15 protein-coding genes are annotated in these 15,284 nt (G+C 65.5%); 10 read left to right on the plus strand and 5 right to left on the minus strand.

What is annotated here, in order from left to right:
* Positions 1-32: 32 nt before the first annotated feature.
* On the minus strand, positions 33-1,013 hold the full coding sequence (locus AC4D2W_RS11745) for a branched-chain amino acid ABC transporter permease (RefSeq protein WP_490927082.1): 981 nt from the start codon (positions 1,011-1,013) through the stop codon (positions 33-35).
* Between the two features lie 13 nt (positions 1,014-1,026).
* Positions 1,027-2,355 carry a branched-chain amino acid ABC transporter permease gene (locus AC4D2W_RS11750; RefSeq protein ID WP_490927436.1) on the minus strand — a complete coding sequence of 443 codons (1,329 nt, stop codon included), beginning with the start codon at positions 2,353-2,355 and terminating at the stop codon, positions 1,027-1,029.
* 353 nt (positions 2,356-2,708) lie between these two features.
* On the opposite strand from AC4D2W_RS11750, the gene AC4D2W_RS11755 reads away from it, so the two are divergent.
* The 6 genes from AC4D2W_RS11755 (at position 2,709) to AC4D2W_RS11780 (ending at position 8,593) form a co-directional block, all read left to right on the plus strand.
* Positions 2,709-3,557, plus strand: coding sequence for a Bax inhibitor-1/YccA family protein (locus tag AC4D2W_RS11755; protein WP_490927083.1), 849 nt, complete (start codon positions 2,709-2,711; stop codon positions 3,555-3,557).
* 198 nt (positions 3,558-3,755) lie between these two features.
* Complete coding sequence (locus AC4D2W_RS11760; RefSeq protein WP_490927084.1) at positions 3,756-4,490, plus strand: GAF and ANTAR domain-containing protein; 735 nt, start codon at positions 3,756-3,758, stop codon at positions 4,488-4,490.
* A 19-nt stretch (positions 4,491-4,509) separates the two neighbouring features.
* Positions 4,510-5,466 carry an aldose 1-epimerase family protein gene (locus AC4D2W_RS11765; protein WP_490927085.1) on the plus strand — a complete coding sequence of 319 codons (957 nt, stop codon included), beginning with the start codon at positions 4,510-4,512 and terminating at the stop codon, positions 5,464-5,466.
* Between the two features lie 53 nt (positions 5,467-5,519).
* Positions 5,520-6,749, plus strand: coding sequence for an AI-2E family transporter (locus AC4D2W_RS11770; protein ID WP_490927086.1), 1,230 nt, complete (start codon positions 5,520-5,522; stop codon positions 6,747-6,749).
* Complete coding sequence (gene ilvA / locus AC4D2W_RS11775; protein WP_490927087.1) at positions 6,746-7,987, plus strand: threonine ammonia-lyase; 1,242 nt, start codon at positions 6,746-6,748, stop codon at positions 7,985-7,987. The genes AC4D2W_RS11770 and ilvA overlap by 4 nt, the downstream gene beginning before the upstream one ends.
* A gap of 3 nt (positions 7,988-7,990) precedes the next feature.
* Positions 7,991-8,593 (plus strand): rhomboid family intramembrane serine protease, encoded by a 603-nt coding sequence (locus tag AC4D2W_RS11780; RefSeq protein ID WP_490927088.1) that lies wholly within the window; start codon positions 7,991-7,993, stop codon positions 8,591-8,593.
* 11 nt (positions 8,594-8,604) lie between these two features.
* Here AC4D2W_RS11780 and greA read toward each other — a convergent pair whose 3' ends face one another.
* Positions 8,605-9,096 (minus strand): transcription elongation factor GreA, encoded by a 492-nt coding sequence (gene greA, locus AC4D2W_RS11785; protein WP_490927089.1) that lies wholly within the window; start codon positions 9,094-9,096, stop codon positions 8,605-8,607.
* A 236-nt stretch (positions 9,097-9,332) separates the two neighbouring features.
* Complete coding sequence (locus tag AC4D2W_RS11790) at positions 9,333-9,797, minus strand: DUF4307 domain-containing protein (protein WP_490927090.1); 465 nt, start codon at positions 9,795-9,797, stop codon at positions 9,333-9,335.
* Between the two features lie 60 nt (positions 9,798-9,857).
* Between AC4D2W_RS11790 and mca the strand changes: the two genes are divergently transcribed.
* Genes mca through AC4D2W_RS11805 form a run of 3 tightly spaced genes read left to right on the plus strand, consistent with a single transcriptional unit; the run spans position 9,858 to position 13,369 of the window.
* A complete protein-coding gene (gene mca / locus AC4D2W_RS11795) occupies positions 9,858-10,775 on the plus strand; it encodes a mycothiol conjugate amidase Mca (RefSeq protein ID WP_490927091.1) in 918 nt (305 codons plus the stop codon).
* 48 nt (positions 10,776-10,823) lie between these two features.
* Positions 10,824-11,150 carry a hypothetical protein gene (locus AC4D2W_RS11800; RefSeq protein ID WP_490927092.1) on the plus strand — a complete coding sequence of 109 codons (327 nt, stop codon included), beginning with the start codon at positions 10,824-10,826 and terminating at the stop codon, positions 11,148-11,150.
* Positions 11,151-11,158: 8 nt separating this feature from the next.
* The gene (locus tag AC4D2W_RS11805) at positions 11,159-13,369 is read left to right on the plus strand and encodes a thioredoxin domain-containing protein (RefSeq protein WP_490927093.1); all 2,211 of its coding nucleotides are present in this window, start codon (positions 11,159-11,161) and stop codon (positions 13,367-13,369) included.
* 67 nt (positions 13,370-13,436) lie between these two features.
* Here the strand turns inward: AC4D2W_RS11805 and trhA are convergent, their stop codons facing one another.
* Positions 13,437-14,177, minus strand: coding sequence for a PAQR family membrane homeostasis protein TrhA (gene trhA, locus AC4D2W_RS11810; protein WP_490927094.1), 741 nt, complete (start codon positions 14,175-14,177; stop codon positions 13,437-13,439).
* 185 nt (positions 14,178-14,362) lie between these two features.
* Here trhA and AC4D2W_RS11815 point away from each other — a divergent pair, with 185 nt between their 5' ends.
* Positions 14,363-15,124 carry an isoprenyl transferase gene (locus AC4D2W_RS11815; RefSeq protein ID WP_490927095.1) on the plus strand — a complete coding sequence of 254 codons (762 nt, stop codon included), beginning with the start codon at positions 14,363-14,365 and terminating at the stop codon, positions 15,122-15,124.
* Positions 15,125-15,284: the final 160 nt, after the last annotated feature.

The raw sequence follows: 15,284 nt of genomic DNA on the forward strand, positions 1-15,284 counted from the left end.
GACCGAGGCCCGTGGTTCGTTTGCCTGGGAACTCATGCGAACGCCAGCTCCTTCTTATTGCCCAGGATGCCCTGGGGCCTGAAGATCATCAGCAGCATCAATGCCACACCAACAAGGATGTAGCGGATCTGACCTGCCTGGGAAGTGCTAATGAAAGTGATGTAGCCGGCTTCAATGGCTCCGTAGAGCAGGCCCTGTGTCACGGAGAGGAGAACCCAGAAAATCATGGCGCCGATAACCGGTCCCAGGACCGTGGACATGCCGCCCAGCAGCAGGGCGGTGTAGAGGTAGAAGGTCAGCTCGGTGCCGTAGTTGGCCGGCTGCACGGCATCACGGGGGAGGGTGAAGATGATGCCGGCCAGTGAACCGAGCAGGCCGCCGATTACCAGCGCCTGCATCTTGTAGGCGTAAACGTTCTTGCCCAGGGCGCGGACGGCGTTCTCATCCTCGCGGATGCCCTTGACCACACGGCCCCAGGGGCTGCGGATCAGCATCCATACCAGGAGGCAGGCAACGATGACCAGGAGCCAGGCAACAATGCGGACCCAGACATCGCGCTCATTCATGGCGAACGGACCCAGGTCGTAGCTGCCCGGAGGCACCGGGTTGAGGCTGTAGAAGTCTCCGGTGAACGCGGCCAGGCCGTTGGCCGAACCGGTAACTGACGTCATGCCGTTGGTGGTCACGATGTAGCGGATGATTTCTGCGGCGGCAATGGTCACGATGGCCAGATAGTCCGCCCGTAGGCGCAGTGTGGGAATGCCGAGGATCACCGCGAAGATGACGGATGCAGCGAGGGCGATCAGCAGTGCCACCGGCAGGGGAGCGTTGTAGGACAGGATCGGGATGGCGAAGCCGTAGGCGCCCACTGCCATGAACCCGGCCTGGCCAAAGTTCAGCAGCCCGGTATAGCCGAAGTGCACGGCCAGTCCCAGCGCCGCCAGGGCGTAGGCCGCCGTGGTGGGGCTGATGATCTCGTTGAGTGCACCGAGGAGAATGTTTGCGAAGTCCATCTGAGCTAAGCCCCTAACCTATGCGCTCGCGGCGGCCGAGGATTCCCTGCGGCCGGACGAGGAGGACAAGAATCATGATGACCAGCGCGCCTACGTATTTAAGGTCCGCCTCCAGCCAAAGTGTGGAGATTTCCACGAAAAGACCCACGAGCACGGAGCCGATCAGGGCGCCGAATACGGTACCCAGTCCGCCAAGCGTGACGCCGGCGAAGATCAGCAGCAGGATTTGCTGGCCCATATTAAAGGAGACGCCGGGGCGGTAGTACGCCCACAGAATGCCGCCCATGGCGGCCAGCGCCCCGCCGAGGACCCAGACAATGCGGATGACGCGGTCCACGTCGATGCCTGATGCGGCCGCCAGGGCAGGGTTGTCGGCGACGGCGCGGGTGGCCTTTCCGATGCGGGTGCGCAGCAGCAGCACCGCAATCAGGAGAATGACGGCCAGGCTCACGAACAGGGAAATCAGGGTGTTCCGCGGAATGGATACCGGGCCCAGTTCCAGCAGCGGGCTCTGCGAACCCGGCAGCTGCTGGGTGCCGCCGCCAAAGAAGAACAGCACGGTGTAGCGCACGGCAACCGCCAGACCGATGCTGACGATCATCATGGGCACCAGTCCCGTGCCGCGGCGCCGCAGTGGCTTCCAGAGGCCCGCATCCTGGACGTAGCCGAAGGCGCCGCCTCCGATCACCGCCAACGGCAGGGCGATCCAGGCCGGCATGCCCATCGCAGCGAAGGTAAAGGCCAGGACCGCGCCAAAGGTCACCATCTCGCCGTGGGCGAAGTTGGTCAGGCCTGTGGTGCCGAAGATCAGGGAAAGCCCGACGGCGCTCAGCGCCAGCAGCAGGCCGAAGCTCAGTCCGGCGACCATGCGCTCGGTGAGGATGGTTCCAAAGCTGTCCTGCTGCAGGACGATGCCCTCGCCCAGCAGGAACAGCGTGGTGATGTTGGACGTTCCCGCGAAGGTCACGGTGCGGGGATTCTCCTGGCCCTCCGCCAGCGCCACGCCCTCCGGGAGGGTGGACTCATCCAGTTCCACCTCGAAGGCGCCCTGTTCCGGAACGCCGATGGACCAGGAGCCGTTGGCAGCCGTAACGGTTTCGCCCTCGTACCCGTTGGCTGAAGCCGTGATGGTCACGCCTTCAACCGGAACGCCTTCGTTGCGGACGACGCCGCTGATCCGGTCGCTGAATTCGGCACCGTCAGTGGGGGCGCCCGAGGCGGGGCCGCCGGCGGGCGGGGATGCGCTCTCCGACGCGGTCGGCGCCGGGGTTGCTGTGGTTGCCTGCACGGCTGGAGCAGACAGCAGCAGGCCGGCGAACATCGCCGCCACCGCCGCCAGCAATCCCAGATACCGGGCAATGGCCGATGTTTTTAACAAATTCTGATTCCTCCGCGCCCAGGCCGTGCGCACCGAGAAAATCGGCACTTAGGCGGTTCCGTGTGTGACACCTGTCACTGATTGGGGATCATGCTACCCACTGTTTGTTTCAGGGAGACGCGTTTGCCCCGGCCCGAATGTCGCGATCGGATAACGACTTCCCGCCGCGGCCATCGCGCCAGTGGGCGTCCCCGCCAGAGTGCCGCCTATGCGGAACTGTTACCGCAGCTCACCTCCCGCCAAGGAATCTTCAGTGCGTGTTACCCGTTGACATTGGTAGGCTCTAGGTAAACGGCCCCCCAGATGGAGGACATTTCATGGCAGTTGGCGGCAATCCGGTCTTTAACGGAAAGAATTTCAAGACCCAGGTTCGAGGTAACGGGATGAACCGCGGTTCCCTGGCTACTCAGAGCTCGGGACAGATGACTCCGCAGCAGCTTCAGGAGCTGTACACGGCTCCGTCAGCAGGCCCCAGCCAGACGGGTCGGATGACGTACGACGACGTCATCATGAAGACGCTCGCCTGCCTGGCGGTGGTGCTGGTTGGTGCTGCCATCCCGATGCTGGTGCTGCAGAGCGCCGCGGCACCGCTGATGATCATCGGCGCGCTGGGCGGATTTGTACTCGGCCTGGTGAACTCGTTCAAGCGGGAACCGTCTCCGGCACTCATTCTGGCCTACGCCGCGCTTGAGGGGTTGTTCCTCGGCGGCCTGACCCTGGTGCTGGACAACCTGTACCCGGGAATTGGCCTCCAGGCAGTCCTGGGTACGCTCTCGGTCTTTGCCGTCACCCTGGTGCTCTTTAGGAGCGGCAAGGTCCGCGCGACTCCCAAGGCCATGCGGTTCTTCATGATCGCCATGATCGGCTACGCGGTCTTCTCGCTCGTCAATGTGGGCATGATGATCTTCGGTGCAACTGACACCATGTTCGGCATGCGCGACTCGGTCACGATCATGGGCATTCCGCTGGGTGTCCTTATTGGACTGCTCGCCGTGGGCCTGGCCGCCTTCTCCCTGATCGTGGACTTCACGTCCATCGAGCAGGGCGTGCAGGCCGGTGCACCGGTGCGCTATTCCTGGACGGCCGCCTTCGGCCTGACCGTGACCCTGGTTTGGCTGTACGTGGAAATCCTGCGGATTCTGGCTATTCTCCGCGGCGACGACTAACTTCGGCTGCTCCGGGTTTTTCCGGATGCGACCCCCAGAGAGGCCAGCAGGCATTCGTGCCTGCTGGCCTCTTTTTTGTGGATCCGCCTCCCTTTCGTCCCGACCGGAAGGAAAGGGGGCGATCACTCTGTGCACCCCGGGCGCCGGCCCGTACGATCTGGCGGAGCTGAAACATTCGGCAGACGAAGGGGGCGCACGTTGGGGGAGCCGGGAACGGAACCATACTGGTCAGAGCTATCACCGGTCCGCCTGCAGGAGCTGCTGCTGGAGCACCGGGACCTGGATGAGTTCCTGGCGGCGCTGGCCGGCGAGTTTGCTGACTACCTTGCCCGGTGGCACGTTGCCGGAGCCACCCTTACCGTGGTCCGTCCGCGTCGGCAGGTGGTGCACGCGGGCAGCGAACCCCGCTTCGCGGCATCGGTTCCCCGGCAGACCGAGCTGGAACCGGCCTTCGGCGTACTGGCCACCGGCCTGCCCGTGGTGGTGCGCCATCTCGACCCCCGTTCTGCACGGGCAGGCGGCGCGAACCCCCTGCTGCCGGACCGCACGGCCGCCTTCGCCTCCGTTCCGGTGCCGGTCGAAAAACCGGCAGGAGCGGTGCTCAGCGTGTATTCGCCCCGTCCGGGAGCCTTTGATCCGGAAGCCGTGCGTGCGGTGGAGCGGGCGGCGCGGGATGCTGCCGCCTCCCTGACACTTGCCCTCCGGACAGATGCGCAGGCACACCGGGCCGCCAACCTGCAGGCTGCGCTGGAATCGCGGACCGTGGTGGACCTTGCAGCGGGCATCATCATGGGCCAGAACAACTGCAGTCAGCAGAGTGCCGTGGATATCCTGCGCAACGTTTCCAACAGCCGCAACGTCAAGGTCCGCGATGTCGCCGCCGGTGTGGTGGCGGTTGTCTCGGACCGGGTCAGCACGCACTTCGAAGAGTGAGCGGCTGTAGGCTGGAGTGATGAGCGCTACACCCGCGGTCCCGGGAACCCACCCCGCCACCGGCAGCCAGTATCAGATCACGCGTTCCACGTCCCGCGGCAGGGCGGAAGCCGGCATCGCCTCCCTCGCCGGCGCCCTCCGCAGCTATTCGGTGGCCGGAACCGAGTACGTGGAGACCTACCCGGACGCCTCGCTGCCGCCGTCGGCCTGCGGTATTCTGCTGGCGCCCTGGCCCAACCGGGTGGCGGACGGCAAATGGACACTGGACGGAAAGCTCCAGCAGCTGGACATCACGGAGCCGGCCACCGGCAACGCGAGCCACGGGCTGCTCCGGAACACCGGCTACCGGCGCATTGACGACGGCGGCGAGTTCGGCAGCAGCGTGACGCTTCGCGCCGAAATCTTTCCCCAGCACGGGTATCCGTTCCACCTTCTCCACGAGGCCGCCTACAGCCTGGACGACGACGGCGGCCTCCGCGTGCGCCAAAGCCTCACCAACGTGGGGGAGAGCCGGGCCCCGTTTGCCCTAGGTGCACATCCCTTCCTGCGGATCGGATCGGTTCCGGCGGAGGAACTGACACTGACCGTCTCCGGCGACACCCGGCTGACATCCAACGAACGGCTGATTCCGGTGGGAAGCGAGCCGGTGTCCGGGGACTTCGACTTCAGGACCGGCCGCCCCATCGGGAACCGGGACCTGGACAGCGCCTACACCGGCCTTACGCTCGAAGACGGGGAATACCGGCACCGGCTGGCTGCTCCGGACGGCAGGACCGTCATGCTGTGGGGCGGTCCCGAGTTCGGTTATGTCCACGTCTTCCTCACCGACAAAATCCCCGGCCGCAGCCGTGCAGTGGCACTGGAACCCATGACGGCCCCGGCCAACGCCCTGAACTCCGGGGAAGGCCTGCGCTGGCTCGAGCCGGAAAACACCTTCGCCGCGGAGTGGGGAATCCGGCCCGGATTCCCCGGCTGAGCGGGGGACGTATTGGTGGGAACTGCAGCCATCGAGTGTGGAAAGATGAGCCCATGAGACCTCATGCGCGCCGCATTGTTGCGCCCAAAGCGGTGCAGGCTGCGGCCGTCCGCTCCAGCCGGAACAACGACGACGTCCCCTTTGCGCTGCGCGTCAGTGCAGCCTGGGCCTGGCGCCTGGGTGTGGTGCTGATAGTCGCCGCCGGACTGGTCTGGATTCTGCGGAACTTCTCGCTGCTGATCATCCCGCTGATGATTGCCGCGCTGCTGGCCGGCCTGCTCTCTCCTGTCACCACCTGGCTGCGACGCAACAAGGTACCCGGCGGACTGGCAGTGGCCGTCACCATCGTGACCTTCCTGGGCGTGATCGTGGCCGCCCTGACACTGGTGGGCCGGCAGCTGGCCCTGGGGTTCCGGGACCTCTGGGGCGAGACACTGTCCGGGGTGGCGCAGGTCCAGGACTGGCTTGCCTCCGGGCCGCTGCAGATTACCAACAGCCAGATGGACAACCTGGTGCAGGAAGCGACGAACGCCCTGCAGTCGAATTCCGGCAATATCCTTTCCGGTGCCTTGTCAGTGGGCACCGGCGCCGGGCACTTTGCCGCAGGAGTCCTGCTGACCCTGTTCGCCCTGGTGTTCTTCCTGCTGGACGGCCACCGAATCTGGCGCTTCACCGCAGGCCTGCTGCCGCGGCGTGCCCGTGCCGGTGGCTACGGCGCAGGAATGCACGGCTGGGATTCCATGGTCAACTACGTCCGGGTGCAACTGCTGGTGGCGTTTATCGATGCCGTCGGAATTGGTGCCGGTGCCGCCATCATCGGAGTTCCGCTGGCACTGCCGCTGTCGGTCCTGGTGTTCCTGGGCTCCTTTGTGCCGCTGGTGGGCGCCTTTGTCACCGGGTTTGTTGCCGTGCTCCTGGCCCTGGTTGCCAACGGCTGGGTCAACGCGCTGATCATGCTCGGCATCGTGCTGCTGGTCCAGCAGCTGGAGTCCCACATCCTGCAGCCGCTGATCATGGGACGGGCCGTTGCGCTGCATCCCCTGGCAGTCATCCTCGCCGTCACCGGCGGCACCCTGGCCGCCGGGATTCCGGGTGCACTGTTCTCCGTGCCGCTGCTGGCCATCCTGAACACCGTGGTGCGCTACATTGCCGCCCGGGGATGGGAGCATGACCCGGCACTGGCCCGGGACCCGGTCTTCGCGGCCCTGGGCGGAGTGGCTCCGCGCACCGGTGAACCCGGGGACGACTCCGAAGATGACGCCTACGAAGAGAAGCAACCGTGACTGATTTCCCCGAGCTGCCCGTGACCCTGGACGACATCGAGGCAGCGGCCAAGCTGCTGGACGGCGTCGTTGAACGCACACCCATCGAAGTGTCCCGGGCACTGGGCCGCCAAACCGGCTCCAACGTGTACTTCAAGTGCGAAAACCTTCAGCGCGCCGGGTCCTTCAAGGTCCGCGGAGCCTACGTCCGGATGGCCAAGCTCACGCCGTCTGAGCGGGATCGGGGAGTGGTGGCGGCCTCCGCCGGAAACCATGCGCAGGGCGTGGCGGTTGCCGCTGCGCGCCTGGGCATCAAAGCCCGGATCTTCATGCCGCTGGGAGTGGCGCTGCCGAAGCTCGCCGCCACCCGCGGCCACGGAGCCGAAGTGGTGCTGCACGGACACAACGTGGACGAGGCCCTCGCGGAAGCCCAGCGCTATTCGGACGAGACCGGCGCCGTGTTCGTCCACCCGTTCGACAACGTGGACGTGGTGGCCGGACAGGGAACAATCGGCCTGGAACTGCTCGACCAGATCCCGGACCTGGACACCGTCCTGATCGGAGTGGGCGGCGGCGGGCTGCTGGCCGGGGTTGCCGTTGCCATCAAGACCCGGGCCCGGGAACTGGGCCGCGAAGTGCGGATCATCGGCGTGCAGGCCGAAAACGCCGCCGCCTATCCGCCGTCGCTGGCCGCGGATGCCCTGGTGCCGCTGACCAAGGTGTCCACGATTGCCGACGGCATCGCCGTGGGCAGGCCCGGTCAGCTGCCCTTCTCCATCATCAGGGAGCTGGTGGATGACGTGGTGACCGTCAGCGAGGATGCGCTGGCCAGGGCGCTGATTTTCCTGCTCGAGCGCTCAAAGATGGTGGTTGAACCGGCTGGTGCCGTGGGGGTGGCTGCCCTCATGGAAGGCAAAATCACCAACCCGGGGAACACCGCCGTCGTCCTCTCCGGAGGAAACATTGATCCGATGCTGATGCTCAAGGTGATCCAGCGCGGCCTCGCCGCCGCGGGACGGTACCTGGTGGTGCGGATGCTGCTGGATGACCGGCCCGGCTCGCTGGCCACCATTTCCCGGATCATTGCCGAATCCGACGCCAATGTCACCGGCGTGGACCACACCCGGGTTGGCGGCTCCATCAGCATGGGGGACGTGGCCATCACCATCAACATGGAGACCAAGGGACATGAACACTGTGAGCTGGTGCTGAACAACCTGCGCGCCGAAGGCTTCCAGCCGATCGTGCTGCACGGGTAACCGGTGCTAGCCAAGCGGGCCAGGACCGCCCTTGTCGTTTCCCTCGGACTCGCCGCCCTGATATGGCTCTGCTATTTTTTGGCCCTGGCCGTGGGTCCTGCCTCGCTGCGGGAGTTTGGCATCCTGCCGCGGCGGGTGGACGGGCTGGACGGGATCCTGATGGCCCCGCTGCTGCATGCCGGCGTCAACCACCTGCTGGGCAATACCCTGCCGCTGGTGGTCTTTTCCTTCCTGACCCTGCTGGAAGGCGTGCGCCGCTTTTTTGTGGTGCTTGCCTCGTCCTGGCTGGCATCGGGCCTGGGAGTGTGGCTTTTCGGCGGCGGCCTGACAGTGGGAATTTCCGGCGTCGTGTTTGGATTGTTCGCCTATCTGATGGTCCGGGGAATCTACAACCGGGACATTGTCCAGCTGCTGCTGGCCGGTGTCCTGTTCCTGATCTACGGATCCCTGCTGTGGGGAGTCCTGCCGGTGAACATCGGCGTTTCCTGGCAGGCGCACCTGTTCGGAGCTGCCGGCGGGGTGCTGGCAGCGGTGCTGCTGCGCCGGAACCGGCAGGGGCGTCGGACAAGCAAAAGCGGGCCCTCCCGATGGGAAGGCCCGCAGTAGTTCAAAGGATATTAGCCCGCGTAGGGCTTCGCGGAAATGATTTCCACGGAGATGTCCTTGCCGTTCGGGGCGGTGTAGGTGGCGGTGTCGCCGGCCTTCATGCCCTGGATGGCAGCGCCCAGCGGCGACTTTTCGCTGTAGACGTTGATGTCCGAGTCGCCGGCAATTTCGCGGCTTCCCAGCAGGAAGGTCTCAACGTCACCGGCAACCTTCGCCTCAACGAGCATGCCGGGTTCCACCACGCCGTCATCGGCGGGGGCTTCACCCACGTGCGCGGTCTCCAGCAGTTGAGTGAGCTGGCGGATACGGGCCTCAGCCTTGCCCTGCTCTTCCTTGGCAGCGTGGTACCCGCCGTTTTCCTTCAAGTCGCCCTCGGACCGGGCCTGCTCAATGCGGGCAACAATTTCCGTGCGGCCGGGACCGGACAGGTGCTCCAGTTCAGCCTTCAGGCGGTCGTAAGACTCCTGAGTGAGCCAAGCGGCAGGTGCGCTGTTGGTAGACACGGATCTCTCCTTTTAGTGACGACCGGACCACAAAAACCGGTCCGGCAGGCTGATTTTGCTCGAAGCCCAGTGGCCTGACAAGCAAAGACCCCGCCGGACGGTGACCGGTAATGCGGTTGATCACCTAAGCGGGGCATAACGTAGGGTCCATACTAGTCAGCCAAACCGAATAACCCAAGAACCGGAAAAACCGGCTTCCCGGAGGCTGGCCGCCGCGGGACGGGGTGGGCGGAAAGTCAGGCGTCGTCGCCCAGCAGCCAGCAGGCATTGACTCCGCCGGTGACGCCCAGGGAATCAGTACGGATATCAAGGTGCTGGTTGGTGGTGGCTTCCTCAGCCGGACCGATGGTGACCTGTTTCCAACCCACCACGGCGTAGCTGTCATTCAGTACCTGAACGGCGCAGGACGCGGTGTCCTCCGGATCTTTGGTGACCTGGAAGTCAACCGTGGCGTTTCCGGCATCGGTGATGCTGAACCCCACGTCCTTGAAGCTCACTTCCCCGCCGGGGGAGGGCATCGCCATGTAGGCCGCGGCACCGCATCCAAGCACAAGGGCAGCGCCGACGGCGGTTGCCTTGGCTCGGCGCGACAGACCCGGCTTGGGAGCTCCGTACCGATTGGCTAATCTTGTTTCGGACGGAAAACTATCGGGGGCCTGCCCGGGGGCTGGCTGCTTGTCAGGACCTTCCTCAGTGCTCACCGCTCCATTTTATCCGAGTTTCCCCGTCTGATTTCCGCTGACCATCTCAGGAGCTGCAACGTGTCGACCGCCTCATCGAATACTTCCCGCCGTCAGGAACCGCTGCGGCTGCTGGCCGTGCACGCCCATCCCGACGACGAAGCCAGCAAGGGTGCGGCGATGATGGCTTCCTACGCCGCTCAAGGCGTGGAGGTGATGGTGGCAACCTGCACCGGCGGCGAGCGCGGCAGCGTGCTGAATCCCGCCATGGAATCCAATGCCGCCGCCAAGCGGGACCTCGCCGGGCTTCGCCGCTCGGAAATGGCCAACGCCCGCCGGGAGCTGGGTATTCAGCACCGCTGGCTGGGATTCATGGACTCCGGCCTGCCGGAGGGGGATCCGCTGCCTGACCTGCCCTTTGGCTGCTTCGCCCTGGAGCCATTGGAGCACGCCGCTGCGCCCTTGGTGAAGCTCGTGCGTGAGTTCCGCCCGCACGTGATCATCAGCTACGACGAAAACGGCGGTTATCCGCATCCGGATCACATCATGGCTCATAAGGTGGCGGTTGAAGCCTTCAACGCCGCGGGGGACCCTGAACGCTACCCCGGGACCGGAGAGCCCTGGGAGCCGCTGAAGCTGTACTACGACCGCGCTTTCAACCCCGAACGGTTCACCGCGCTGCACCACGCACTGGTGGACGCTGGCATGGACTCGCCGTACGCGGAGCGCATTGCCGCCTGGCAGGAAGCCGACACGGAGGGACACCAGCCTCCCGCTCCCACGCATCCCACCACCACGCAGATTCAGTGCGGAGATTTCTTCGAAGCGCGGGACCGGGCATTGAAGAGCCACCGCACGCAGGTGGATCCGGAGGGATTCTTTTTTGCCGTGGACGCCGACACCCAGCGGAAGGTTTGGCCCTGGGAAGATTATTCGCTGATCCAGTCCAAAGTGGAGACCGAGCTGCCTGAGACGGACCTGTTCGCTGGCATACGATAGAGGTCAGGGACAGCGTAATGCTGCCCGCTGCCAAGAGAGAGAAACACCGTGAACTTCCTGTACAGCCTGCCCCTGAACGTTTCCCCCGGCGCCGAGGATGACGAGCTGAAAACCGGCCTGAGCATCGCGGATGTCACTCCGGGCCTGCTGGGCTTCCTGGTGACCCTCTTCATGGTGCTCGTGGTGTTCTTTCTCATCAGGGACATGGTCAAGCGCATCCGCCGGGTCCGTTACCGCGAGCAGGCCCGCACCGGCGTCGGCTCCGACGTCTTCATTCCCAGCGCCGAATCCGCAGCGGGAGCCGCTGATGCGCAGCCCGCTGCGAAAGCTTCGGACGGCGGGGACACTGCTCCGGGTTACTACAAGCGCGGCTAGGAGAAGTCATGGCCGGCAGACTGCTTACGGAGGCTTCGGCCTATTTGCGCCAGCATGCCGGCAATCCCGTGGACTGGTGGCCGTTCGGGGACGAGGCGTTCGCCGAGGCCCGGCGGCGCAACGTCCCGGTTTTCATCTCGGTGGGTTACGCCGCCTGCCACTGGTGCCACGTCATGGCGCACGAGTCCTTCGAAGATCCGGTGACGGCGGACTACCTGAACGAGCACTTCGTCTCCATCAAGGTGGACCGCGAAGAACGCCCGGACGTGGATGCCGTCTACATGGCCGCCACCCAAGCCATGACGGGCCAGGGCGGCTGGCCCATGAGCGTTTTCGCCCTGCCCGACGGACGCACTTTCTACGCCGGCACGTACTTCCCTCCGCTGCCGGTGCAGGGCATGCCCGCCTTTCGGGACGTCCTGGCTGCGGTCACCTCTGCCTGGGAGGACCGGCCGGAGGAAGTCCGGCAGAGCGCCGCCCAACTGGCCGCGCATCTTGCCTCGGCCCAGGACGGAAACCGGCGCCTGCTGGGACCGCTCCGGGGTTCCGCGGCTCCGGAGGCCGGAAGCGAAGATGCCGCAGAGTTTGCCGCCGAGTCCGGCCGGACACTGTCTGCAGCTGTGGAAACGCTGGCCGGACTGGAAGACCGCCAATTCGGCGGTTTTGGCGGTGCACCGAAGTTTCCGCCTTCCACGGTGCTGCGGTTCCTGCTGGCCCACGCCGGCAGCGGAAGCTCAACCGCGCAGGAAGCCGCAGCGCTGGCTGGCCGGACCCTTGATGCGATGGCGCGCAGCGCACTCTATGACCAGCTCGAGGGCGGTTTCGCCCGGTATACCGTGGACCGCCGCTGGGCCGTCCCGCACTTCGAAAAAATGCTTTATGACAACGTCCAGCTGCTGGCGCTGTACGCGCAAAGGGTCCGGACGGCCGTTGATCCCGCGGAGCGCCGGCTTGCCCTACGGGTGACCCGCGAGACGGCGGAGTGGATGATTCACCGGCTGCGTGTTCAGGAGGGCGGATTTGCCTCCTCGCTGGACGCGGACACGCTGATGGAGGGCCGCCGCGTGGAAGGCGGCACGTACGTCTGGACGCCGAAGCAGCTGACCGACGTTCTGGGACCCGAGGACGCCTCCGCCGTCATGGCCCTGCTGGATCTGGTCTCCGGAAACATGGCATCCCACGGCGGAACACCGGACGATGACGGTGGCAGCGCCAGCACGCTGCATTTTGGACGGGCCCTGAGCGAAGCAGAGGAAGAACTGTGGCTGCGGCACCGGCCGGCGCTGCTGGCGGCCCGGAACCTGCGCCCGCAGCCCGAGCGCGATGACAAGGTGGTGGCCGGATGGAACGGGCTGGCGGTGGCCGCGCTGGCTTCGGCCGCCGTCGTGCTCTCAGACACGGAACAGAAGGACACCGCGGAGGATGCCGCGGAGCAGGAGGACGCGCGGCGCATCCTGAGCGCGGCCGAAGACGCGGCAGCCTATCTGCTGCGCGTTCACCGAACCGGAGCCACGCTGCGCCGGGTTTCGTTCAACGGCGTCGCACAGGGCATAGAAGGCCTGCTGGAGGACTACGCCGGAGTAGCCGAGGGGCTCTTCACCCTCTATGCCGCCACGGGCAATGAGGAATGGTATGCGGCGGCCGAGTCCCTGGTTCTAGCCGCAGAGAGCCGTTTTTTGGCCGGCGGTGTCCTGCAGGACACGGCCCTCCGGCCCAACCAGCTGGTGAACGCCCAGGGAGCGCAGGCTGCCGCTGATCCGCTGGACGGGCCGACTCCCAGCGGTGCTGCACTTTTTGCCGGGGTCCTGCTGACGTATTCCGCGTATTCGGGATCGCTGAGGCACCGGGCCCTGGCACAGTCCCTGCTGAAGTATGTGCAGGTGGTGGGTGCCCAGGCACCGCAGGCCGCGGGGTGGGCCATGTCCGTGCTGCAGTTCCTGCTCGAGGGCCCACGTGAGCTGGCCGTGACCGGAACGGACCCTGAAGCGGTCGGCGAGCTCCTGCGGGCGGCCCGCGACGCCGGCGGGCCGGGGCTCGTGGTGGCCGCGCGGATCGGAACGGACACAGCCGGCGGCCCTGCCGGAGAAGCCCGGGTGCCGCTGCTGGAGGGACGGGATCCGGGCTCCAATCCTGCGGTGGCCTACCTCTGCCGTGGCATGGTGTGTCTTCGGCCCGTCAGCACCGCGGCGGAACTTCGGGACCTGATCGCCGGGCAGTGACCGGGCAGTGACCGGGCAGGGACCGGCGAGGTGCCGGTGGGTGGCCTAAGGCGGGCCGGAGGGCGGGCTAGGAAGCGCTGACCGAAAGTACGGCCATCAGGATCGCCGCGTAATGGCAGGCGAATCCGACCAGCGTAAAGGCATGGAAGACTTCGTGGAACCCAAACCAGTCCAGGGACGGATTGGGCTTCTTCAGGGCGTAGATCACGGCGCCGGCAATATAGAAGGCCCCGCCCACGCAGACCAGGACGGCGGCCGGAGGATTCACCGCGAAGAAATCGGGAATGTAGACCAGGGCCGCCAGCCCCAGGGCAATGTAAACGGGCGTGTAAAGCCAGCGCGGCGCATTCAGCCAGAGCAGCCGGAACAGAACTCCGGCCAGGGCACCGCACCAGATAAACCAGAGCAGGACTTTCGCCTTCTCCGGCGGCAGCAGGGACCAAGCCAGCGGAGTGTAGGACCCGGCAATGACCAGCACGATGTTGGTGTGGTCCAGGCGTTTGAGGATCTTTTTGACCTTCGGCGTCCAGTTTCCGCGGTGATAGACCGCAGACACTCCGAACAGCAGGACCCCCGTGAACGCATACACGGCGGAGGCGATGCGCGTGCCGGTGTTGGGAGCCAGGACGATCAGGAGAATGCCCCCTGCCAGAGCAAACGGAGTTGCGCCGGCGTGCAGCCAGCCCCGGAATTTCGGCTTGATCTCCAGGATGTCTGCTACCTGCTCGACCGCGGATTCCACCGGGCCGGGAGCTTTTCGTGAACTGGGATTCTGCTCCGGGGGAGCGGACGACGATGACGATGCCATGGAAAAATCGTAGCCTACGAGCAGGTAAGTTACGGATCGGTAGGTTCGGGGCAGACGCCGCCGCGCGCTTCGCTGGAGCCGATCGGAAGTATGCGGTCCTTTTTGGGAATACACTTTTTAGTGCGCCTCCCGCTGCAGCGGAGACGTTTCATTCCGCCATCAAGGACAGGCAGGTGCGGCTCCGCATGAGGTTCCCGGGCGTTGTATATGCCTACTACGAGCGCAAGCTGCGCCGCAGCCTCAGCCCTGACCGCATCCCCGCGCACATCGGCGTCATGGTGGACGGCAACCGCCGGTGGGCGAAGCTGGCCGGAGCACCCACCAGCGACGGCCATCAGGCAGGGGCGGACAAGATCCTCGAATTCCTCGGCTGGTGCCAGGAGGTGGGCGTACGCCGGGTGACCCTGTACATGCTCTCCACGGACAACCTCAACCGGGATCCGGATGAGCTCGACCCGCTGCTGGACATCATCGGCAACACCCTGGACCGGCTGGGCGAGAAGGGCGACCTGCGGGTCAATGCCGTGGGTGCCCTGGACATCCTTCCCACCAACCTTGCCGACAAGCTCAACGCCCTGGGTGAAAGCACCAAGGATGCCGAAGGTCTGCACGTCAACGTCGCCATCGGTTACGGGGGACGCCGGGAAATTGTGGACGCCGTCAAGGAACTCCTGAGCGACGCCACCGCGCAGGGCAAGTCCGTGGCGGAAATTACCGAGGAACTGTGCGACACGCAGATCTCCGAATACCTCTACACCCGCGGCCAGCCGGATCCGGAGCTCGTGATCCGCACCTCGGGTGAACAGCGGCTCTCCGGATTCCTGATGTGGCAGAGCGCGTACAGCGAGTTCTACTTCTGTGAAGCACTCTGGCCGGACTTCCGCCGGGTGGATTTCCTGCGGGCACTGCGTGACTACGCGAGCAGGCAGCGCCGCTTCGGTTCCTGAAACCGGCGGATGAACGGCAGGCAAACTCGCCGCAAAGACGCCGAAACAGGGCCGTGTCCTGCTGCGGCGCCGGGCGCCTCCGGCGTACCTTGGTGCTATTGAACAGCGACCAGCTGATCTCCCCGCCCAGCGATCCGGGGCACCGCCCCTGACTGGAGTT

Source organism: Arthrobacter sp. TJ-58 (assembly GCF_058269295.1).

Excerpts from the sequence above, each read along its gene's own strand:
- trhA (WP_490927094.1), bottom strand. The coding sequence starts at position 14,177 with ATGGCATCGTCATCGTCGTCCGCTCCCCCGGAGCAGAATCCCAGTTCA.
- AC4D2W_RS11745 (WP_490927082.1), bottom strand. The coding sequence starts at position 1,013 with ATGGACTTCGCAAACATTCTCCTCGGTGCACTCAACGAGATCATCAGC.
- AC4D2W_RS11755 (WP_490927083.1), top strand. The coding sequence starts at position 2,709 with ATGGCAGTTGGCGGCAATCCGGTCTTTAACGGAAAGAATTTCAAGACC.
- AC4D2W_RS11770 (WP_490927086.1), top strand. The coding sequence starts at position 5,520 with ATGAGACCTCATGCGCGCCGCATTGTTGCGCCCAAAGCGGTGCAGGCT.
- AC4D2W_RS11815 (WP_490927095.1), top strand. The coding sequence starts at position 14,363 with ATGAGGTTCCCGGGCGTTGTATATGCCTACTACGAGCGCAAGCTGCGC.
- AC4D2W_RS11765 (WP_490927085.1), top strand. The coding sequence starts at position 4,510 with ATGAGCGCTACACCCGCGGTCCCGGGAACCCACCCCGCCACCGGCAGC.
- AC4D2W_RS11805 (WP_490927093.1), top strand. The coding sequence starts at position 11,159 with ATGGCCGGCAGACTGCTTACGGAGGCTTCGGCCTATTTGCGCCAGCAT.